The organism is candidate division KSB1 bacterium (assembly GCA_022562085.1).
Classification (GTDB): Bacteria; Zhuqueibacterota; Zhuqueibacteria; order Oceanimicrobiales; family Oceanimicrobiaceae; genus Oceanimicrobium.
The window spans coordinates 1-20,688 of the sequence record JADFPY010000025.1 but is presented as its reverse complement, the minus strand read 5'-3'; the positions used below and the strand labels follow the sequence as shown (position 1 = coordinate 20,688).

Annotated in this window: 20 protein-coding genes; 5 read left to right on the top strand and 15 right to left on the bottom strand. The window is 44.6% G+C overall.

Going from position 1 to position 20,688, the window contains the following annotated elements:
• Nucleotides 1-12: 12 nt before the first annotated feature.
• The 15 genes from IH879_04135 to IH879_04065 form a co-directional block, all read right to left on the bottom strand.
• Complete coding sequence (locus IH879_04135) at nucleotides 13-522, bottom strand: hypothetical protein (protein MCH7674123.1); 510 nt, start codon at nucleotides 520-522, stop codon at nucleotides 13-15.
• Nucleotides 523-954: 432 nt separating this feature from the next.
• Nucleotides 955-1,950, bottom strand: a complete 996-nt coding sequence (fliM, locus tag IH879_04130) for a flagellar motor switch protein FliM (protein ID MCH7674122.1) — start codon at nucleotides 1,948-1,950, stop codon at nucleotides 955-957.
• A 12-nt stretch (nucleotides 1,951-1,962) separates the two neighbouring features.
• Nucleotides 1,963-2,109, bottom strand: coding sequence for a hypothetical protein (locus IH879_04125; GenBank protein ID MCH7674121.1), 147 nt, complete (start codon nucleotides 2,107-2,109; stop codon nucleotides 1,963-1,965).
• 239 nt (nucleotides 2,110-2,348) lie between these two features.
• Complete coding sequence (locus IH879_04120; GenBank protein ID MCH7674120.1) at nucleotides 2,349-2,861, bottom strand: chemotaxis protein CheX; 513 nt, start codon at nucleotides 2,859-2,861, stop codon at nucleotides 2,349-2,351.
• Nucleotides 2,862-2,893: 32 nt separating this feature from the next.
• Nucleotides 2,894-3,244, bottom strand: a complete 351-nt coding sequence (locus IH879_04115; GenBank protein MCH7674119.1) for a response regulator — start codon at nucleotides 3,242-3,244, stop codon at nucleotides 2,894-2,896.
• A gap of 5 nt (nucleotides 3,245-3,249) precedes the next feature.
• Nucleotides 3,250-3,789 carry a chemotaxis protein CheX gene (locus IH879_04110; GenBank protein ID MCH7674118.1) on the bottom strand — a complete coding sequence of 180 codons (540 nt, stop codon included), beginning with the start codon at nucleotides 3,787-3,789 and terminating at the stop codon, nucleotides 3,250-3,252.
• Nucleotides 3,755-4,153: a response regulator gene (locus IH879_04105; protein ID MCH7674117.1), complete on the bottom strand. Its 399-nt coding sequence runs from the start codon at nucleotides 4,151-4,153 to the stop codon at nucleotides 3,755-3,757. The genes IH879_04110 and IH879_04105 overlap by 35 nt, the downstream gene beginning before the upstream one ends.
• A 16-nt stretch (nucleotides 4,154-4,169) precedes the next feature.
• On the bottom strand, nucleotides 4,170-5,024 hold the full coding sequence (locus tag IH879_04100) for an HDOD domain-containing protein (GenBank protein MCH7674116.1): 855 nt from the start codon (nucleotides 5,022-5,024) through the stop codon (nucleotides 4,170-4,172).
• A complete protein-coding gene (locus tag IH879_04095; GenBank protein MCH7674115.1) occupies nucleotides 5,021-5,506 on the bottom strand; it encodes a chemotaxis protein CheD in 486 nt (161 codons plus the stop codon). The genes IH879_04100 and IH879_04095 overlap by 4 nt, the downstream gene beginning before the upstream one ends.
• Nucleotides 5,503-6,561: a chemotaxis response regulator protein-glutamate methylesterase gene (locus IH879_04090; protein MCH7674114.1), complete on the bottom strand. Its 1,059-nt coding sequence runs from the start codon at nucleotides 6,559-6,561 to the stop codon at nucleotides 5,503-5,505. Before IH879_04090 ends, IH879_04095 begins: the two co-directional genes overlap by 4 nt.
• On the bottom strand, nucleotides 6,554-7,441 hold the full coding sequence (locus IH879_04085; GenBank protein MCH7674113.1) for a protein-glutamate O-methyltransferase CheR: 888 nt from the start codon (nucleotides 7,439-7,441) through the stop codon (nucleotides 6,554-6,556). The genes IH879_04090 and IH879_04085 overlap by 8 nt, the downstream gene beginning before the upstream one ends.
• Nucleotides 7,442-7,594: 153 nt before the next feature.
• Nucleotides 7,595-9,769 carry a HAMP domain-containing protein gene (locus IH879_04080; protein MCH7674112.1) on the bottom strand — a complete coding sequence of 725 codons (2,175 nt, stop codon included), beginning with the start codon at nucleotides 9,767-9,769 and terminating at the stop codon, nucleotides 7,595-7,597.
• A gap of 227 nt (nucleotides 9,770-9,996) precedes the next feature.
• Nucleotides 9,997-12,240 (bottom strand): HAMP domain-containing protein, encoded by a 2,244-nt coding sequence (locus IH879_04075; protein MCH7674111.1) that lies wholly within the window; start codon nucleotides 12,238-12,240, stop codon nucleotides 9,997-9,999.
• A 179-nt stretch (nucleotides 12,241-12,419) separates the two neighbouring features.
• The gene (locus IH879_04070) at nucleotides 12,420-12,926 is read right to left on the bottom strand and encodes a purine-binding chemotaxis protein CheW (GenBank protein MCH7674110.1); all 507 of its coding nucleotides are present in this window, start codon (nucleotides 12,924-12,926) and stop codon (nucleotides 12,420-12,422) included.
• A gap of 143 nt (nucleotides 12,927-13,069) precedes the next feature.
• Nucleotides 13,070-15,403 carry a chemotaxis protein CheA gene (locus IH879_04065; GenBank protein MCH7674109.1) on the bottom strand — a complete coding sequence of 778 codons (2,334 nt, stop codon included), beginning with the start codon at nucleotides 15,401-15,403 and terminating at the stop codon, nucleotides 13,070-13,072.
• Nucleotides 15,404-16,068: 665 nt separating this feature from the next.
• Between IH879_04065 and IH879_04060 the strand changes: the two genes are divergently transcribed.
• From IH879_04060 to IH879_04040, 5 genes are all read left to right on the top strand, one after another.
• Complete coding sequence (locus tag IH879_04060; protein MCH7674108.1) at nucleotides 16,069-16,962, top strand: hypothetical protein; 894 nt, start codon at nucleotides 16,069-16,071, stop codon at nucleotides 16,960-16,962.
• Nucleotides 16,963-17,631: 669 nt separating this feature from the next.
• A complete protein-coding gene (locus IH879_04055; GenBank protein MCH7674107.1) occupies nucleotides 17,632-17,883 on the top strand; it encodes a hypothetical protein in 252 nt (83 codons plus the stop codon).
• A complete protein-coding gene (locus IH879_04050) occupies nucleotides 17,880-18,050 on the top strand; it encodes a hypothetical protein (GenBank protein ID MCH7674106.1) in 171 nt (56 codons plus the stop codon). The genes IH879_04055 and IH879_04050 overlap by 4 nt, the downstream gene beginning before the upstream one ends.
• A gap of 40 nt (nucleotides 18,051-18,090) precedes the next feature.
• Nucleotides 18,091-18,303 carry a hypothetical protein gene (locus tag IH879_04045; protein MCH7674105.1) on the top strand — a complete coding sequence of 71 codons (213 nt, stop codon included), beginning with the start codon at nucleotides 18,091-18,093 and terminating at the stop codon, nucleotides 18,301-18,303.
• 409 nt (nucleotides 18,304-18,712) lie between these two features.
• Nucleotides 18,713-20,688 (top strand): PAS domain S-box protein (locus tag IH879_04040; protein MCH7674104.1); only part of this gene is annotated, 1,976 nt, incomplete at its 3' end.

The window sequence follows — 20,688 nt, the reverse complement described above, 5'->3', positions numbered from 1 at the left end:
TTCGCCTCCCGGCTAAGATATAAGTCTCATTATTTTTATAAATCGTTCAGTGGATATGACTTTGCTGTTCAAGAGCTTTTGTAAGCTATCCACCGCAAATCGGGTCATATCCTGCAATTTATTGATTTTGTCTAACATTTCCGCATCGGCGCCAACCATTTCTTTGGCCAGCGCCTCACTATCTTCCTTGATTTTCGTCGTGAGTTTGAGTTCGCGATTCCGGAGGATATTGTTAATAACCTGAACTAAATCGGTATTTGATTGGTAACCTGGCGACCGCGCATCCCCCACATTTACTTTTTCAACAACCTGATAAGCAATGAGTTCGGCGAGAGCCGTACTCACCAGGCCCTTCGTGACGCCAAGTTTTTTGGTTAACTCTTTCGCCGTAATCGGATTATCGGAAAGATAGATATGAACCCAAATCCTGCCGTGAACTTCCTTAAACCCCCAATATCTTATAAAATCACCTACAGAATCAGCTAAGCGTTTCTTCTTCTCTTCTATTTTTTCGTTCGTCATCTCACAGAAAAGCCATTGTTACTTTTGTTTAGAACAAAGTAAACAAATTGGAAGTTGAAGTCAAGCTTTTCTACAACAAAATGAATTTAATTTATAGGATGCAGGTTATCACTACCTCCTTCCCATGCGGGAGCTTGGGAAGAAGAGGGGAAACTGACCATCGTCACAACACTTTGCGTTTATCCTTTAACCGGGTAGACGGGGCCTCAGCCACCGCAAATCCAATGCATATAGTGGCAGAGGCCACTGTGCTACACATAACGGGAAAAAATGGGGTATCCTGGCCACCAAATAATTGACTTTGGGGATTCTATGAAAAAGAAGCGCAGAGAAAATCCCCAACGAGCGGGTTAGGTCTAAGTTAAAGGGGAAAAATAAATGAGGCTGGCCTGAGGGCTTCTAAACAAGAGATGAATCAAAAAAAACAATCACTCAAACCTTTTGGCTGATAATTTTCTCTATTTTTACTGCAAGGGTATTTTCTTTTTTCACAGGTAGGGCTTTAAACAGATTCAGCTCTCCAACAAAAAGATCGATGGCGCTATTCGGTTCGGAAGGCAGGTAAATAACATCACCGGTTTCCAGATTTAATAAGTCTTTAACTTTCATATTTGTGGTACCCAAAACAGCTTTTATGGGCAATGTCGACTTCATGACCTGGTACCCGATATCCTTCTGGTCTCTTTTATATTGTTCGGGAGGCCGGCGTAGTGTATCTTCAGTTATCTCATATTTTTGCAGCAGTAATTCTAAGAAAGTGGTTGGCAAACAAAGATTCACGTACCCTAATACTTTGTCGCCGCTTCTCACGTCCATGGAAACCATGATAACCGTTTCATTACCTGCAATAACTTGAACATAATCAGGTTGGGAATAAAAGCCATCAAGCTCTATGTTCATAGACTGCACTCTATCCCACGCATTTTTTAAATCCAATCTGAGCAGACTTACCACCCGATGCATGATTCTTTCTTCAATCAGACTTAACTCGCGATCCATGGTCGTCGAATCCTTAGCACCGCCGCCAAGAATTTTATCGATAACATAAAATGCAAAATTGGGATCGATTTCCAATAAAAATTTGCCCTTACCATCGTTGATATTGAGGACATAAAGACAGGTGGGTGAGGAAAAGGACTCCATGCAATCCCCAAAGGTTAGCTCTGATGAAGCAGCCAGGGTGGTCAATAAGGGTCGATTCAGGAGGTTTGTCATGGTGATTTCAAAATTCCGCAAAAACCTCTTGTGAATGCTTTCCAGCAGAACCAGCCGGCTCTTGTTGAATTTCTTTTGTTTGCGGAAATTAAAAGAGAAGACAGCTTTTTCTTTTACTGCTATTGGCTGTTCTTCACCACCCTCCTCGTCAACTTGTTGGGTTTGGGTTAGCAGAACATCTATTTCGCTCTGACTTAATACGTCCTGGGCCATTTCAATTAGAAACTAATTAATTGTCTTAAACAGCTTGGTTAAGTTATCTACTGGTGTTTCCTTATTAACCGGCTTTATCAGGTAGTCAAGCACACCGTACTTTAAAACTTCTTTGCCAATTTTATGATCATCAACCGCTGTACATGCCAGTACATTCATTTGGCGAGCCTGGAGCTTTTGCGCATGGTCTGCAGAACTTGTATACGTATTTCATGAACGGCATCACAACGTCTAAAATAACTAAACTGGGAAGCTCTTTCAGCATAAATTTTCAAAGCTTCTGAGCCATCTTCGGCAAGAAAAAGATTGCGTTCCCACTGATATGCGGATGATTTTCTCCATGATCCGCTGCGAGGTTATGTCATCGTCCACAATCAGGACCTTTGTACGGCTGTCAATCATACTCCTTTGTAGTCCTCTTTTAAATATACTTCAATAAAAAAACTACCAATGTCCGAGTCAAAATCAACACGCGTTCTGGTTGTAGAAGCGCCTCCGGCGATTTTATGCTGCCATCCAATAATCGTATTGGGTATAGAAAGCTCAAAATCAATGCCTTTATCTTGAAGCTTGGTTTTGGCGCCACCGGCAATCATATTTACCAGCTCACTCACCCCGTCTCTGACATCGGAGTCAATTTCAGTAAATTCAATGCCGAGCATTCCGCCAACTGTCCTAAAAGCAATGTTTCGGGGAAATGAAACCAAAAGCGACCCTTTACGGCCACCTGAAAAACCAAGCACAGCGGTGATATCAAAACAGACCGTTACATCTTGGCTGTTACCATTACCGTTAATTTCCCGCGCCTCGGTCGCTTTAACATCGAATGAGGCCATGGTCGACAGAACCTTCCCGGTGGCATCGATAAAATCCTGAATGAGGTTCTGATTTGCTACAATATTGTCACTCATAGTTGAATCTCCAATCTTTTTTCATTAATCTCTTATTTTTTCATAAGAGACTCTAACTTGCTAACGAGAATTGACGGCGTAAACGGTTTTACGATATAATCCGTCACTCCTGACTTCATTGCTTCAAGAACCTCTTTTTGCCCGCCTTCAGTAGTAATCATTACAACAGGAATCTGAGAAACTTTCCTGAACTCTTTAACAAAAGTGAGTCCATCCATGACCGGCATATTCCAGTCTGTAAATACCACATCTACATCCCCGACTTTCGACAGGGCATCTTTACCGTCTGCCGCTTCGACAAGATCGGTGTGGCCGGCTTCCATGAGCGCTTTCATAACTATCTTACGCATCACAGCAGAATCATCAACAATCAAAACTTTCATTAGGGTTATAAACTTCCTCGTTTTTTAATATCGTTAGCTCTTTGCAATTCCTTGCCAACCACAAGTGTCTTTAAATAATACTCTCCCATACCCCATAAGATAGAAGTTATCTCATCATCGAATTGCGGCAACTTTCCCTGACCTTTCGTGGGCACGCCAAGCTGAAATGTTTCCCCGGAAGGCGTCAATTCATCCAGGAACCTGCCTGCCAGCGTATTGAGGATTTCCCCAACAAGATCTTGCAATTCTTCAAGAGAGCGCTCGGCATCAATTTCTCCGAAGGCTTCTGCCGCAAGAATTTTAGCACACGCCAGTGGAACTACGAGAACCAATTCCCCTGAATAAGGTTCGATAACCGGTAAAACGGCCCAGAGCTTATGGTCCCCAAGATATGGATCAACGGTCTCGTCAGTTACGATTTCCACATCTTCGAAGGTCATACTTTCCATGGTCTTGGAAATAGCCGATGCCAGTTTAGTTTGAATATTATCCATCGTTTCGATCATGTGATTAACCCCACTGGTTTTCTTCGTTATTTTCTTCATTTATATTTTGTAGCGCTTCCGAAACGCTTGTTGGCGATATCGGCTTACTAACAACAGCCAAAGCGCCCAATTCAACAAGCTCTTTTTCAACGGCCTCATTACTGAGGCTGGAAATGACCAGGACCGGCATGTGATTTAAACGCGGACTTGCTTTCACACGTTTTAATAAAGTGCGTCCATCCATGTTCGGCATGTTTAAGTCTGTAATTAGCAGATCAGCCTGGTTTTCCTTAGCCAGGCTTAGCGCTTTCTGGCCGTCATTCGCTTCTATCACTTGGACATCAAGGAATCCGGCGATTTCTAAACAACGTTTGATGATCATCCGTGCAGTTGCAGAATCGTCAACAATGATTATTTTTTTAATCATTTTCAAGCTTCCCTTATAACCTTAAAGTCTCTTTTAGTTCAGCAAAATCTTCCCCAACTTTTAATAAAATTTCGCTTAACTGATCTTGCTGGATATTGAGATATTTTTCATATTCGTTATCTACTGTATAAGCCAGACTGTCGGATCCGGTGCCCCCGCCGCCGAGCATGGAAACAATATCCCCGAGATGAACCGTATAAACCAGAGCTTTATACTCATTTTCGGTCTTGGCCGGATGGTGGTGATCGCGAATAGCCATACAGAGCATCTCGGGCAACCCCCACCTTTGCGCCAGCGAGTAGCCAACTTCACAGTGATCGGTTCCCACGGCTCTTCTTTCGGCTTCGATATAGTCCGCTGCTTCCTTGCCAGTACATAAATCAGTCATCTCTTCCGTGCTGCCGACTAAAAACTCAGAAATAACCGACTTACCGATATCGTGCAGCAAACCTGCGGTAAAAGCCAGGCCGGGATTCACTTTTCCCTTTGTAAACTTAGCCAGTTCCCGACATGCAATCGCGCTTCGCAGCGAATGGTCCCAAAGTTCACCTTCCGGACTATCATAGCCATCCAGGGGTTTCTGATAAACAATTGAAGTGGATACGCATATCGCAACGCCAACGACCATCATTTCTCCCATGAGTAAGACAGCCCTGCTCACGGTGGTCACCGGTTGGCCGCGGTAGTAAGCCGCGGAGTTGGCCATCTTGAGCACTTCCGAGGTCAAAGAGGCATCGTTTTCAACCAATCGTACCACAGCCTTCATCGAGTGATCTTCATCTTCAATCGTTTTTAATATTTCAAAGGCAACCAATGAAGGCAACGGTTGTTCTTTAATTCGCTGAGTAATTTGTTCTATCATACTCATAATTCCCACTCCCCTCTTCCTGGTGAAGAGATAATGACTTTTCCTGTGTTCATATCAATTGCAACGCTCCGGCTGATATTTCCGCCAACATCTTCGGCAATCGTACCCAAACGAAAGCGCCAAAGAGTTTTTCGAATAGCCAGAACATTACGCTTACCAATTTTAAAGGTTTCATTCGGGTCCATGATACTTGCACCTCCTGCAAGTTTTATAATCAATCCGCTGCTTCCGTCATAACCTAATTTCTTCATTTCTTCCAGCAAATCAGGAATGCCGGTATCGACAAACATGCCAGGTTTTTCCTTGGCTCTTTTTTTGTTGATAGAAGATTCGGGCAATGCGATGTGCACCAAACCAACTGACTTGTTTTTCGCATTTAACATGACAACTGCAACGCACGACCCCAAAGCCAAAGTTTTTACAATTTCTCCGGGCGTCACAGAAGTTGCATATTCTCCAACACCTACATAAATCACATTCACTGGTTTTTCTCCAAAAGCATACTCATAACTTCACTCGCAACCTTATGTATGGGAACTAATTTATCTGTTCCTCCTCGTTCAAATGCTACTTTTGGCATTCCGAAAACCACGCTTGTAGACTCGTCCTGGGCTATTGTGCGGGCACCTCTTTCTCGCATAGAAACCAAACCGTCAGCCCCATCATTTCCCATTCCGGTCAAAACAACCCCCACTGCATTATTCCCAACATATTTCGCAACGGACTGAAAAAGAACTTCAACAGAAGGACGATGGCCGCACACTTTCCCGTTCTTATTGCATTCAACCACGTAAATACCTCCCGACCGTTTTACGGTCATATGAAAATCTCCTGGCGCAATTAAAAACCTTCCCCGCATCACCCGGTCTCCGGGCTCTGCCTCTTTAACGGCGACCGCACACTGTTCATTCAAGCTTTTGGCGAACATGCTGGTAAACCCTGCCGGCATGTGCTGGACAATGACTCCTCCAGGAACATCTGAGGGAAGCTGTGTTAATATCATTCGAATGGCTTCGGTCCCCCCGGTGGACGCCCCGATGGCAATCACTTTATCCGTTGATTCAGCCAGCGAGCTGTGTATTGATGAAAGAGTCCTAGAAAGCTTATATTGCTTATTCTTCCATGAACTGACATTTGCCCCGGAAGCAATTTTAACCTTCGAGCGTAAATCATCTAACATGCCGTTTAGACCGCGGGCGATATCCGTGCTTGGTTTGGTGACGAAATCAACTGCCCCGGCTGCCAAAGCTTGCATGGTTATCTCTTTGCCGCGCTCGGTAAGAGAGCTGACCATTACAGTGGGTACAGGATATTGCGGCATTAGGCGGCGCAGGAATTCGACGCCATCCATTTTCGGCATTTCAACATCGAGGGTCAGGACGTCCGGCCGCAATTCTAAAATCTTATCCCTGGCAAAGTAGGGATCTGCTGCGCTGCCTACCACCTCGATATCTGGATCCAGTTCCAAACCTTTCGAAAGGATGCTCCGAACCATTGCGGAATCATCGACCACCAATACTCGAATCTTCTTACTCATTTATTGGTTCCTTACGATAAACCGCCGGCTTCAAAAAACGGTAGAGATTGTTATTTCGGCCCAAAGTTTCAGCATGACCAATGAACAGATATCCACCCGGCTCCATATAACGATGGTATCGTTTGACCAAAGATTCGCGGGTGGGTTCATCAAAATATATCATCACATTCCGCGAAAATATGACCTGAAATTTTCCTCGAAACGGGAACTCTTGGCGCATAAGATTAAGTCGTCTGAAAAGCACCAACTCTTTAATTTTATTATTGACCTCCCACTTATTTTCCGGAAGCTTTTTAAGATATCTATTTCTCAATTCTTTTGGAAGTTGTGAAACATTGCGGTCGTCGTAGATCCCTTTCTTAGCGCTCTCCAAGATATCGAAAGAAATATCCGTGGCCAGTATCCCGACATCCCATGCAGCCAAATCACTTTTAAAATATTCACAAAGCAGCATGGCTAAAGTATAGGGCTCCTCTCCGGAAGAACTCGCAGCGCACCAGATACGCACAACTTTTTTGCCGCTCTTTTGAGCCTGTCGCGTGAGCTCAGGGAGAACGGTGTCACGCAGGTAATCAAAATGTTCTTTCTCGCGATAGAAAAATGTGTGATTGGTCGAAATTTTATCAACCATTTTGCTCAAAGCCTGCCCGGTCTGATCCGAAATGACGTAATCATAATACGCTCGGAAACTATCGATACCGTTTTGCCGAAGTGTCCTATTTAATCTTCCGGCAATCAAAGAGCGTTTTTGTTCTGTCAGGTTTATGCCAAACCTGCTGTAAACCAGGTCCCTGATCAGTTCAAACTCTTTGTCGTTTAAGGGAATCAGATCGTCTGTCTTAACTTCAGTGACAGGAAGTTTTTCAGAAACTCCAGGCATCTTCCTCACCTACTTTAGCGTTCTCATTAAAGATGGTCATATTCCCGGAATCGTTTGCGGATGTCTCACCGGAGTTGTCCGGCTTCTCTTCTCGTTCCAAAGCAGAGCATGGGAACGATGTCGGGAACGCATATATGCGTTGCCTACGGATTCTCAAAACTTGCCAAACTCATCATCATCCAAAGCAATGAAGTCTGCGGAATCGTTTTGATCAGCTTTCCCGCCCCAGCTTTCCTCACTTTCCGAAACAGCCGTTTCATCGACATATGTCACTGAATCATTTGAAAAATTAGATTCATTATTTATCGGCCCCTGGTTGCGAAGATTAAATTTACTCATCATACTTTTTAGCTCAACCGCCTGGCTGGAAAGTTCCTGGGCCGCTGCAGCGGTCTCTTCGGCAGCAGCCGCATTCCCCTGGGTCACCTGTTCTATTTGATTCAGCCCGGAGTTTACTTGCTGGATACCCGCAGCTTGTTCATTAGAGGCGGTGGCAATTTCACCGACTAAATCCGTGACTTTAGCGACGCCGTCAACGATTTGCTCCAGAGCTTGGGCCGTTACATTAGCGAGCCTGGTACCGCCTTCAACTTTCATGACCGAATCTTCGATCAGCTCGGTTGTCTCCTGTGCTGCTTTGGCACTGCGCTGGGCTAAATTACGCACCTCCTCTGCAACAACGGCAAAACCTTTACCGTGGACTCCGGCTCGTGCCGCTTCCACTGCTGCATTCAAGGCAAGCAAATTCGTCTGAAAAGCAATTTCATCAATCGTTTTGATAATTTTGTAAATCTTATCTGAGGATGATTTGATTTCGTCCATGGACTTGAGCATTTTCTTCATTTGCTTGTTGCCGTCCTCGGCATTATTTCGCGCCGCGCCTGAAAGCTGGCTTGCTTGTGAGGCATTTTCAGCGTTCAATTTCGTCTGGGATCCAATCTGACTCATAGAAGAAGTAATCTCTTGTAATGAGCTCGCTTGTTTGGTTGCACCTTGAGACAGATTCTGACCGGAATCCGAAACCTGTTGCGCACTTCTAAAAAAACGATCGGCCGTGACCGTCACTCTGGCGAGAATTTTGTTTAAAGCAGCTAAAGTCGCATTCATAGACTCCTTCATAAGCGCGTGTTCGCCTTGGTAGTCACCGTTTACAGACACAGTCAGGTTGCCACGAGCCATCTCCGAAAGACAGCTAACCGCTTCGTTCACCGGCTTGAGAATATTTTCAATGGCATTGTTAAAACCATCAACCAATTTCTTATAAGAACCCTCGGCATTGTCAACCCGTGCACGCTCAGTCAATTTACCTTTCTCCAGAAGTGTTGCAACCCGATTTACTTCTTCTACTACAGTCTGGGCTTCCTTCAAATTCGTTTCTACTTTCGCCATGGCAGATCCCGCTTCCTCGCGGCCTTCTTTCAAGTTTGTCAACATAGAAACCATGGCATTGCCAAGAACATCTTGCTCAGATGCTACTTTTATCTCCGCTTCAAGGTTTCCTTCGGAAATTTGATTTGCTACCTGTGCTTTGGCTCGCAAAGCATCTTTGATCTCTATCATCGCCTGACCGAGCACATCCGCTTCAGACGATTTTTTAACATCTACATCTACAGCCCCTTTTGCAATCTGCCGGGCGGCTTCTGCTTTACATTTTAAGGCTTCTATCATCTTGCGAAAAGAAGCCGCCAGCTGGCCAATCTCATCCTCACCTCGAATCGATATTTCCTGGTTGAGGTCGCCCTGCCCCAACCTTTCAGCTATGGCAGTAATTTCCTGAATGGGTTTGGAAATCTTGTTTGCGATAAATAGGGTCATGACCACAAAAATTGCCGTGATTCCAACCGAGAGCATCAAAGTCACCCAGCGAGTAGAACTCAATATTTGGTTTCTTTCCTCAAGCGATATTCCGAGGGTTACAGTACCAATTCGCTCTCCATTGGACTCAACCGGTGATTGATTGAACATCTCATTCGGAATTTCAGCCTTGCTTTTAATATCTCTCATTTCAAGAGGCTTTAGTCCCGCCTTGCGGTAGTGGAACACTTCATTACCCTCTTTGTCCGACACACTGATGTAGGAAAACAGCTCCTGACGGGTATAGGCATTTACCGACGACGCCACCTCATCCTTATCATCAAATTCCAGACCCGCACTGACTGCATTTGTAACGGTATTAATCATTACTTGAAGGGATGATTTCAATTCAGTGGTAACCGCTTTATTTGTCAGATTTGATGTAATTAAAATGATAGCGGTCATGGCCATTACAATTGCGGTTATGAAAAACAGCAGCATTCTAAATTTTATCTTCAGTTTCTTCAAAAACATTGTTTATAATCCTAAGGTTCAACTGCGGTAAGCAGTCGCATTCGTTTAAATGTGTTGTGGCCTTAACCCCCGCACGTACTCTATTTTTGTCTAGTTCTTCGGGCAGTTGGATTGCAGTGGTTAGTTTACATTTGATGACCTATCAATGTTTAGCTAAACATTGCTAAAAACCTTTAGCCATCAAAAAACCAATTCATTTCCGTATCCAATTATCCTTTCGTTTTCATTTAGAACTTACCAAACTCATCATCGTCCAACGCGATAAAATCCGAACCTGAATCCTGTTCTTTCTGACCGCCCCAGCTTTCATCGTCAGCGGAAAAGTCAATTTTATCTACAATTTTAACTTGGCTCGGAGAATGACTGACTGCACCGGGTTGCTCAGGTTGATTCTTCAATTTGAATTTACTCAAAATATGTTTGAGCTGCTCGGCCTGACTTGAAAGTTCTTCAGTGGCAGAAGCGCTCTCTTGGGCGCTGGCTGTGTTGGTCATGGTTACTTCATTAATTTGCCCCAAACCTGCATTCACTTGCTCGATACCTTTAGCTTGCTCATTTGAGGCTATGGCAATTTCACCAACCAAATCCGTAACTTCAGCAACGCCGTCAACAATTTGCTCCAGAGCCTTGGCTGTCACATTCGCTAATTTCGTTCCGGTATCTACTTTGCCAACCGAGTTTTCAATCAGCTCAGTTGTCTCCTGTGCAGCTTTAGCGCTGCGCTGGGCCAGATTTCTAACTTCCTCGGCAACCACCGCGAAGCCTTTGCCGTGGACGCCGGCTCGGGCAGCTTCGACAGCCGCATTCAAAGCCAGCAGATTGGTTTGAAAAGCAATTTCGTCAATCGCTTTGACAATTTTAGAAATCTCGCCTGAAGATTTGTTGATGTCGCCCATGGCCGTCAACATCATTTTCATTTGTTTGTTGCCTTCTTCGGCCGTGTCACGAGCTGACTTCGAGAGTTGGTTTGCCTGACCGGCATTTTCCGCGTTCTGCTTGGTTTGCCCGCCAATTTCATTCATTGAAGCGCCAATCTCTTCCAGAGAACTTGCCTGTTTTGTTGCTCCTTGTGAAAGGAACTGGCTAGAATTAGAAACTTGCTGTGAGCCGACTGAAACTTGCTCTACCATTTCAGAAACCTGGCTAAGGATATCATTCAAAGATTGCAAAGTGGTGTTCATTGAATCCTTCATTAAGGCATGATCCCCTTTGTAATCACCCTGAATCGAAACGGTCAAGTCCCCTTCCGCCATTCGCTGCAGCGCTGCGACGGCTTCGTTAACCGGCTCTAAAATGTAGTCGATTGAAGCATTAAAGCCATCGACCAAATTTTTAAACGCCCCTTCTGCATTGGCAACTGTTGCCCGCTCGCTTAATTTTCCATCTTTCAAATTTTCAGCCACGCGGTTGACTTCATCAACCACGACTCGCGCCGCTTTTAAATTGCCCTGAACTTCCTCAAAAGCTTCATCTACATCCGCACGACTTTTCTTAAGACTTTCAAGCATCTTAACCATCGCATTGCCAAGGACATCTTCTTCAGAAGCAATTTTTATCTCCGTATCGAGATCACCGTCGGCAATCTGGTTGGCAGCGGCCGCTTTACTTTGCAGTGAATCCTTCATCTCAATCATCACCTCGCCGAGTACATCCGCATCAGACAATTTTTCAACCTCAACATCAACCACCCCTTTGGAAATTTGCCTGGCGACTTCTGTTTTTGCCTTTAAAGCAGCAACCATTTTTCGGAAAGAATCGGCTAGCGCACCGATTTCATCCGCTGACCGGTATTCGATGTTTTGTTCAATATCTCCCAGGGCAATCTGAGAAGCCGTATCTGAAATTTCTCTTAAAGGTTTGGTTATCCCGCTCGAGAAAAACCAGGTCAGAGCACAGCCGATTACCGTAACCAGCACCATCAATAAAATCGAGACTCTACTTGTACTTTTATTGCTCTCAACGACCGTTTCACCGGCCTTTTCTGCATTCACTTCCGCGGCCTGAATCAATTCATTTATTGGCGTATCAATGACCTCTGCGCTTCTTCTTACATCAGCCGTAAGCGAATTTCCCAGGACGCGATTTTCATCAACATAAGCGTCGACGCTTGACAAAGCGACTTCATAGTATTTATTAACCTGCTCCCGAAGGGTGTTCGCCAGGTCGGCATCAGTTTGTTCTAATTGAACAAATAAGGTAACCAAATGCCCACGCGCGATTTCAGCTTTCTTTTCGGACTCGTTTAACCGGCTTACCGCCAAATCGGCGAGCCAATAGCGCATGCTGGAAAAACTGCTCGAAATATCCTTTGCCATTTTTAGCTGGGATAGGGTATTGCTCTGCTCTTCAATCACAGCCGTTCCATCACTTATTTTAATTGAAAGATAAAAAAGTGACGCGACGAAAAGAGATAGCAACAACCCGCTCATCGCTATCATTTTACCGGTAATGCCTAATCCAATTTTTTTCATTTCAAATTTTCCTTTTACATCTTCTCAGAACATCACAGGCTAATTAATTATTTGTATTCGTTCCCATGCTCTGCGTCGGAACGCACTGGCACGCTGAGCTCCTGCTTCGCAGTCCGTTCCAAAGCAAAGCTTTGGAACGCCCCCCTTAGTCCCCCCTCGAGGGGGGATTTAGGGGGGGGTTACGCCGCAATTGACTCCGTAATCTGCTCGATCTCGTCACCGAACAAGAGCTTGTGTGTATCGAGCAAGATCTTCACTTCCTCACCGACTTTTCCTAAGCCCTTAATGTAACGGCTGCCCGCTTTGTTATTCACTTTAGGCGGCGGCTCGATATCGCCTTCCGGGATTTCCATAACCTCGGAAACCGTGTCAACAATGAGACCAACCGACATATTTTCGATATTCACAACAATGATACAGGTGCGGTCGTCGTACTCTTTTTCTTCAAAGTTGAAACGAAGCCGGACATCGATCAGCGGAATGACCTTACCGCGCAAGTTAATCACACCTTTGACAAAAGGCGGAGTGTCCGGCAGATCGGTCATACTTTGGATGCCGATTATTTCGGTCACATTGCGGATTTCAATCCCGTATTCTTCGTTACCGAGAATGAAAGTCAGGAACTTGCCTTCCTGGGTATCTTCCATTTCAACTTCTTCAACCGTATCAAAACCTTTGGTATCCATTTCAACCATGATTTCACCTTACTTTAATTATAGTTTAAAAGATTTATATCAAGTTTTATCGTGCTAAAAGTGCTCGCAAGAATTCGGCCTACCGAATCCGAAGTGTGGTCACTTCGGCTACAACCACCTCTATCTTCTATCTTCTATCCCACACTTACTACAGCATCTTGAATGCTCGTTTGTGCCACCGCATTTTTCCCTTGTTCAGCTCGATCTGCCAGAGTTGCAATGTCGATGATCAAGCAGACCTTGCCGTCGCCGAGAATGGTACAGCCTGAAATTGCTTTCACTTGGCCGATATACTCCGAAAGTCCTTTGATAACAATCTGCTGCTGACCGATTAACTCATCCACAAATAAGCAGAATCTTCTGCCCGCGTTTTCAACTATCATTAAAATGCCTTCCGTTAACTCCGTGGAGGAAGGCTCTATACCGTAAAATTCATGCAAGCGAACGATAGGGTATAAGTTGCCGCGGATGTTGATAATTTCCTGGCCGTCCATCATTGTGGTGATGTCTTTATATTTTGCTTTGATGGTCTCCCGGATCGCAATAATCGGGATGATGTACAGGCTCCTGCCAACACGAATAAGCATGCCGTCAATAATCGCCAGCGTTAACGGAATGCGCAATATCACTTCAGTGCCTTCGCCAGGGACACAAACGATATCCACCTTGCCGCGAATGTCCTCAATGTTTCGCCTGACCACATCCATGCCGACCCCGCGCCCGGAAACAGCCGTAACTTTTTCCGCGGTTGAAAATCCAGGCTGAAAGATAAGCTGCCAGATTTGCGCATCCGGTATGTCCAAACCATCCCCTTCGACGAGCCCCTTCTCAATAGCCCGTTCCAGAATCTTTTCGCGGTTCAAACCTTGACCGTCATCCTTAATGGAAATCCAGACTTCCCCGCCGACGTATTTCGCCTCAAGTAGGAGGTGGCCGGTCTCCGGTTTACCAAGCTTCTTACGACTTTCCGGCGTAGCAATACCATGATCGATGGAGTTGCGAATCATGTGCACCAGGGGGTCGGTTATCTTTTCGATCACCGTTTTATCCACTTCAATCTCCTCGCCGATAATTTCCAGGTCGACTTTCTTGCCGGTTTTGTGCGCCAAATCACGCACCAGCCGGATCATTCTTCGAAAGGTCGCGGATAATGGAATCATCCGAATTGAAGTGGCAATATCCTGCAAGTCACGAGTTATCTTGTTGAGGTGCGAAGCAGATTTTTCAAAACGATCCAGGGAAACATTAAGCAGTTCTTTGAGATCGGGATTCTGAGCCACCATCGCTTCGGCGATGACCAGCTCACCCACCAGGTCCAGCAGCATTTCCAGTTTTTCAATATCCACCCGGATCGACTGCCGCTGTGCAGCTTTTCGCGCCGGCGCCGGCGCCGTAGCCTTTGAATTTGCCTTTGGCGCAGTTTTCTTCGCTTGCGGAGCTGGTTTCTTTACTCTTTCTTTAGCCTCATTTGATTCAGAAGCTTTTTCAGGTTTATCGGCTTGCGGTTCCCCCTTCGGTTTCTTGGCTTTGATGCTCTCCAATCTTGCCACGTTGCCCTGCAGCAGATTTGTTAACCCCGGAAGGGCTGCAATGGTTGGTTGTCTGCCTTCAACCGCTTGCTCAACTCCGTCGCGGAGAAAGTCAAGAATTTCCAAAAGGAGTGAGAAGAGCTGGCTGTCTCCACCAATCTCACCCAGTCTGATCTTGTCAAGCGCGGTTTCCGCCTGATGGCTGAGTTTTTCAAGATCGCCGTACCCAAAGAACCCGGCATTCCCTTTAAAGCTGTGCAAAGCACGAAACGCTTCGCCAAGCTGTTCCTGGTTTGTCGGATCTTTATCGAGAATTAGAAACGCCTCTTCAGTGGCTGTCAACATATCCTCAGCTTCGGCAGTGAACTGCTTAACCATTTCCGGAGTGATGGTTAACTGCATATCACTTGGAACTTCAGTTGGTTCGCCGGGCTTTTCTTCCGCATGTGAACTTTCTGAAGTGTCTGCTTCTTTGGCCGCAGGTTCTGCCGGCTTTTGGGGTGCACTTTCCCCTGCTTCACCGGTAATTCCTTCGATTTTTTTCTTTAAATCATGAATAATATCTTCAGCTTCATCTTCGAAGCCTGCGTCGGTAAAATTGGTTTCAATATTGTTGAGAAGTTTTCTCAGGAAATCACAGGTTTTGTTGAGAATATCCACGTGATCGCTGCTAATTGAGCCTTTCCCTTTTCGGAAAAGATCGAGCAAAGTTTCCGCTACATGTGTCACCTTGCCAACCGTATCGAGATCGAGAAAGCCGGCCCCGCCCTTTAATGAGTGGTACAGACGAAAAATAGTATTGATAACCTCGCCGTCAACTTCACCGGACTCGTTCGACTTTGTTTCGAGCTCGATCAATAACGGCTCGGATTCGTCTAAAAGCTCGTTTCCCTCTTCAATAAATGCGAGTAATAATTCTTGCTGTTCTGCATCTGGCATATTTAAAACCTAGTCGTTTTATTTCTCGTCAATACTGAATTTCAGTTCTTGGTGCATTCAATTTTGCTCCAATTCCCCGATCTAACATCGTCACCTTTTCGACTTACTTTAGATGGGGATTTCACTTCTCGAGGAAGGGAAATGACGGGTTAGATATGAAGATTTTTCTTAGATTTAGGCTTATAAGAGGTGAGGCTTTATATAATGAGGCTTTATATAATAAGGAAGGATTTTTTTGTAAATTGTCATTCCCGGATGGTTACCCGCTTGAATCATGCGGGCACAAGCCTATTGGGGAATCCACCACGACATTTCTGGACTTTTGGACAGCGCCCTTTCATTAGGCATTCGGGATTACAAATCCCGAACGAGCGAAGAGGGTGGAAAGTGATCGTGACGAAATTAGTCCCGCTTTTTTCAGGACGGTTTCCGTTACACAGGTGCACCGTTGCGGAGACCCCTTCGTTAATCTCCGCAACGATCAATTTGTAATCCCGAATGGGTTGGAACGCATAGTTGCGTCCCCTACGAGCAATGACAGAGCGCTCTGAAACTAGATAATTTTATTTTCACCTTTCATTTAAACATTTTTTGTTTCCATGCCGATTTAGACAAGATGATGCAAAGTTTAGGCAATTTTTTAGAATCATAGTTTCAGATATCTTATGGAAAACAAAACTGAAGATAAAATTCTGGTATCTTATCTCCAGATAGTTGAAAGCCTCAGCTGTGAAATCCTGAGTTGTGAAAATAAAATTCAAAACCTGCAGGATATCACCGCAGCGACCTACGAGGGTATTGCTGAAAAATTGCCTAAAATAATTGAACGGATTGACAGTGATAATGAAGAAACCTGCGCTTTGATTGAATACTTTATTTCAGATGATGAGTCTTTGAGCGGGCCCAGTGTAGTGATGGAAACACTCGATACGGCTAAACAAAAATTTCAACATGTCGCGGTTTCTATCCAGGAGATGTTCAAGAAGGATCAACATCATTTTAAGCAAATAAAAGAGAAGATGGATGAGATTGAGAATCTGCGAAGATCTATTTTGGAAATTACCGAAATCTCTAACGACATCGCCCTTCTATCATACAACTCCGTATTTGTCGCGAATCAGGCGGGCTCATCAGGGGCAGCTTTTACCTATATTGCTACCGAAATCAAATCTTTGTCAAATCAAACCAAAACGCTTGCCTATAAAATGCGGCAAAGCAGTGATAAATTGATCGCTAATTATAAAATTTTCAAGGAGGAGTTTGACGCCATTAACAGCTCCGTAAACAGCCGGTTGCATGTTTTGCAACATGACACCACGGCATTAGGCAGTTTCGACCTGGTCTTTTGCAGAAATGTCCTGATCTATTTTGACCTTGAAACCAAAGGCAAGATTTATAATAATATCTGCCGGACAATGACCGCAGATGGCTTGCTCGCGTTGGGAGGTTCTGAAACCACTTTTAATATCACACCGCTATTTGAACCAATAAAGCTGGCTGGCACCTTCTTCTATGCCAAAACGGATGCCAAACATAGCTGGAAAGAGCTTGCAGATTGAGGAATACCACGGCAGAAAACAAATCACATAACTCTGGAAATATTATGTTGACGAACAGCAAAATTGCAATACCTGACCGTTTCAAACGCAACTTTTTTTTCGGCTTTATAAAGCGTACATTATGGACAGCATTTTTATTGTCAAGAATCATGGCTTTAAGGAATTACTAAAACGCAAGGGCTGGAAATTTCTAGTTGTTATTTTTTTATTATTTAATTAGAGAATTAATCATCTATGTTGTCATTCCACTTCTAATTACAACAGGCATTATTAAATAAGGTCGTCGACTTGACGAAAATTCAAAGCACAATATTTTATTCAAAATCGAACTGTGAGTTTAATGGGTATGATTGATCCGAATTTTTTAAAATCGTCAGAACATGGACTGAAATCTGTATCTACAAGTTACCGAAAGCGGTTTGCTCTTTTCAGACTCTACAAATACTATGTAATTGACAGCATTTATATAGTCAGGAACTATAGTTTCAAAACGCTGCTTGAGTTGCGGGGAGCCAAAATTTTGCTGTTGATCATTCTTTATTACTTAATCCGGGATTCGATACTCTATTTCATTATTCCATTTTTTATTGCAAAAGAGTTTATTAAGTATATGGGGTGACCTCAAAAGCAAATAAGGTTTGAAAATTTATGAATACTTAAAGAGACAACATGATGAATAATCATGAAAACGCCAGGCCACAGAACGATGCAGCAGACGATGGGATTGTAAAAACAGCCTGGGCCTGGTTTACGCGCATACTACATGAGAGAATCATTGTTCTGCCGGCAGTTATTTTCTGCACAGGAGCTGTAATCCTGTTATGGTATGTATCCCATCTGCAGACAGAACTTGTTGACTCAACAGCGTTGGAAAATGCGGCGCTGTACGCGCAAGCCCTGCAGGAGTTGCTAACGCCATGAAAGGGGAGCGTGAAAAGTGCCTCGAAGCTGGAATGGATGACTACATCAGCAAACCAGTGAAAATGAAGGATTTGGAAAAGGCCTTGCAGCGTTGGGCTCGAATCAAAGACAGAAACTCGAATCGTAATCAAAAAGTCACGGTTGTCAAGACAGTGACTGCAAACTGACCCGGAGATTTTAGATAATCAATAATCCTGGCAGCTCAGGATGACTATTTGTCCAGTTTGCGGACCCTATACCGCCATGAAAATACCAAAAATAGATATAACCTCGCTTGAGCGCGAATCACGAATTGAGGATCTCCGGCTTTTATTAGAGCAGCCTACCTGCCAAGAAATGCGGCCCTGCCGTTTCTGTACCCTGATTTGCAAAACCCTGCGGGTCCGCGAAATGCACGTGCAATTGTTCTCCGGAATGTGAACAGGCGGCAAGAGAATTGTCGTCAGAGCCGGATCGCTACTCAATCGAACGTCTAATTCTGAATCAAATTTTGACAATTTCTTAACAATCCTTGTATGGTTCGTTATTTTTTCTTATGTTAAGACGTTCTATTCCCGGATGAATCGCACAATGGGAATCCTTTCACTCTGGCTCTAATCATTATTATTCTGTTCTGAATCCGGGACGGAACCTTACTACCCGCAGTTATATCATCATTTAGCACAACCAAAACTAAACTTTGGGCAGGTCAAGATGACTATAGCCACATGCGGAAGATCGCATTCCAGACCAGCCGGAAATGAAAATAACCCCAGCTCAACTCTCATTTTCAAATCATCATTCAGAATTCAAACATTCAAAATCGTAATTGAGGGATAGGAAGAGCATTATGAACATTTTCAAGAACGAAACCATTGCCGAAATGGCCAAAGAAATTGCAATGCTGCGAAAGCGGCTTCGGAAATTCGAAAAAGCAAAAAGCAGCTACACGCGGGTGAAGGCAAAACTGAGAAAATCCCAGCGATACATAGACACAATTCTATTAAATATGCCTGCCGGTTTGGCCATTCTCGAAGGACCCGAATTTCGATATTTCAGAATCAATAAAACCCTTGCTGATATTAATGGTCTGCCAGTGGAGGATCATCTGGGAAGGCGCCTTGCAGAGGTTTTACCCGATGCGGCACAGGATATTCTGCCTCGACTGCTCGAAGTACTGGAAACAGGTAAACCGGCTCGCAATCATGAATTCAACACGAGATTGCCAAAGGACCTGGATCAAATTCGTTGGTTTATATATTCTTTTTTCCCTGTAATGGGAGAAGATGGAAAGCCAATAGCTGTGGGAGTAGTTGTACTTGATATCACCGAGCGCAAACAGGCGGAGGCGGCGCTGCAACTGAGCGAAGCAAAATATCGGCAACTTGTCGAACAACTTCCTCTGGGTATTTATCAGTCAACAAAGGAAGGGAAGTTCATTACAGTAAACTCCGCCATGGTAGAAATGTTAGGATATGAAAGTGCAGAAGAGCTTCTGAGGACGAATATTGTCAAAGATCTCTACTTCACGCTTAAGGAAAGGCACAAGGTACTAAGAAAGTACCGTGAAGACAGATCAGCCATAGTTTCTTACCGATTGAAGAAAAAGGACGGGGCTGAATTGTGGGTTGAAGATCAAGGAGTGCTGGCATTTGACTACTGCCAAGGAAAAGATTTTTTTCAAGGTGTTTTGCTGAACATCACCGAGCGCAAGGAGGCGGAGGATATCAAATCTGTACTGTTTCAGATTTCGGAAGCAACGAGTGTTTCAAGTAACCTCGAAGAGCTTCTGAAAATCATCTGTCAAAAAGTCGGTCTCCTCATCGACACCACCAATTTCTACGTCGCGCTCTACGACGCTGAGAATGATCGGTATTCGTTCCCCTACTGCGTTGATGAACATGAAGAGTCGAGGAAATTCGCGCCGCAGCATCTTCGCAAAAGCCTGAAGGATTATGTCAGGCGGACCGGCATTCCCCTTTTAGCAAATGAAGAAGTGCATAGACAGCTCATACAAAAGGGTGAGGTGGAACTGGTGGGCACCCCTTCCGCCCAATGGCTCGGAGCACCCCTCAAGACTGCACACTCGGTCATCGGTGTGGTAGTCGTTCAAAGTTATACGAATCCCACACTTTATTCCGAGAAAGATTTAGGATTGATGACATTCGTATCCGAGCAAATCGCGCTGGCCATTGAGCGCAAACTCGCAGAGGAACAACTAAGCATGCTATCACGTGCAGTCGAACAAAGTCCAGTTGGTGTCATAATTACTGATACGCAGGGCAACATCGAATATGTCAATCCAAAATACACACAAGTAAGCGGGTACACTTCTGAAGAAGTGATCGGAAGAAAACCAAGCATTCTAAAATCTGGCAAAACGCCTGAAGAATACAAAAAAGTATGGGAAACGATAACGACCGGCGGCGAGTGGCGCGGTGAGTTTCAGAACAAGAAAAAGAATGGTGAACCCTACCGGGAATCATTGTCTATAACAGCAGTAAAAAACTCTGCGGGCGCTACTAGGCATTTTCTTATTGTTCTAGAGGATATCACCGCACGCATGCAGGGTGAAGAAAAACGAAAGCAGCTTGAGGAGCAGCTTCGCCAGGCACAAAAAATGGAGACGCTGGGAACCTTGGCCGGCGGTATCGCCCATGATTTCAACAATATCCTGCAAGTAATCCATGGCTATGTCGACATGGCTCTGGATGAGGTGCCCCCGAAGAGTCAGGCCCACGCTGATTTACAAGAAGTCATAAAAACGACAACCCACGGCAAAAAGATGGTGCAACAGATATTGGCCTTTAGCCATCGTGAAGTCCG

Excerpts from the sequence above, each read along its gene's own strand:
- IH879_04135 (MCH7674123.1), bottom strand. The coding sequence starts at position 522 with ATGACGAACGAAAAAATAGAAGAGAAGAAGAAACGCTTAGCTGATTCT.
- fliM (MCH7674122.1), bottom strand. The coding sequence starts at position 1,950 with ATGGCCCAGGACGTATTAAGTCAGAGCGAAATAGATGTTCTGCTAACC.
- IH879_04125 (MCH7674121.1), bottom strand. The coding sequence starts at position 2,109 with ATGAATGTACTGGCATGTACAGCGGTTGATGATCATAAAATTGGCAAA.
- IH879_04120 (MCH7674120.1), bottom strand. The coding sequence starts at position 2,861 with ATGAGTGACAATATTGTAGCAAATCAGAACCTCATTCAGGATTTTATC.
- IH879_04115 (MCH7674119.1), bottom strand. The coding sequence starts at position 3,244 with ATGAAAGTTTTGATTGTTGATGATTCTGCTGTGATGCGTAAGATAGTT.
- IH879_04110 (MCH7674118.1), bottom strand. The coding sequence starts at position 3,789 with ATGAAGAAAATAACGAAGAAAACCAGTGGGGTTAATCACATGATCGAA.
- IH879_04100 (MCH7674116.1), bottom strand. The coding sequence starts at position 5,024 with ATGAGTATGATAGAACAAATTACTCAGCGAATTAAAGAACAACCGTTG.
- IH879_04090 (MCH7674114.1), bottom strand. The coding sequence starts at position 6,561 with ATGAGTAAGAAGATTCGAGTATTGGTGGTCGATGATTCCGCAATGGTT.
- IH879_04085 (MCH7674113.1), bottom strand. The coding sequence starts at position 7,441 with ATGCCTGGAGTTTCTGAAAAACTTCCTGTCACTGAAGTTAAGACAGAC.
- IH879_04080 (MCH7674112.1), bottom strand. The coding sequence starts at position 9,769 with ATGTTTTTGAAGAAACTGAAGATAAAATTTAGAATGCTGCTGTTTTTC.
- IH879_04075 (MCH7674111.1), bottom strand. The coding sequence starts at position 12,240 with ATGAAAAAAATTGGATTAGGCATTACCGGTAAAATGATAGCGATGAGC.
- IH879_04070 (MCH7674110.1), bottom strand. The coding sequence starts at position 12,926 with ATGGATACCAAAGGTTTTGATACGGTTGAAGAAGTTGAAATGGAAGAT.
- IH879_04065 (MCH7674109.1), bottom strand. The coding sequence starts at position 15,403 with ATGCCAGATGCAGAACAGCAAGAATTATTACTCGCATTTATTGAAGAG.
- IH879_04060 (MCH7674108.1), top strand. The coding sequence starts at position 16,069 with ATGGAAAACAAAACTGAAGATAAAATTCTGGTATCTTATCTCCAGATA.
- IH879_04055 (MCH7674107.1), top strand. The coding sequence starts at position 17,632 with ATGATGAATAATCATGAAAACGCCAGGCCACAGAACGATGCAGCAGAC.
- IH879_04050 (MCH7674106.1), top strand. The coding sequence starts at position 17,880 with ATGAAAGGGGAGCGTGAAAAGTGCCTCGAAGCTGGAATGGATGACTAC.
- IH879_04045 (MCH7674105.1), top strand. The coding sequence starts at position 18,091 with ATGACTATTTGTCCAGTTTGCGGACCCTATACCGCCATGAAAATACCA.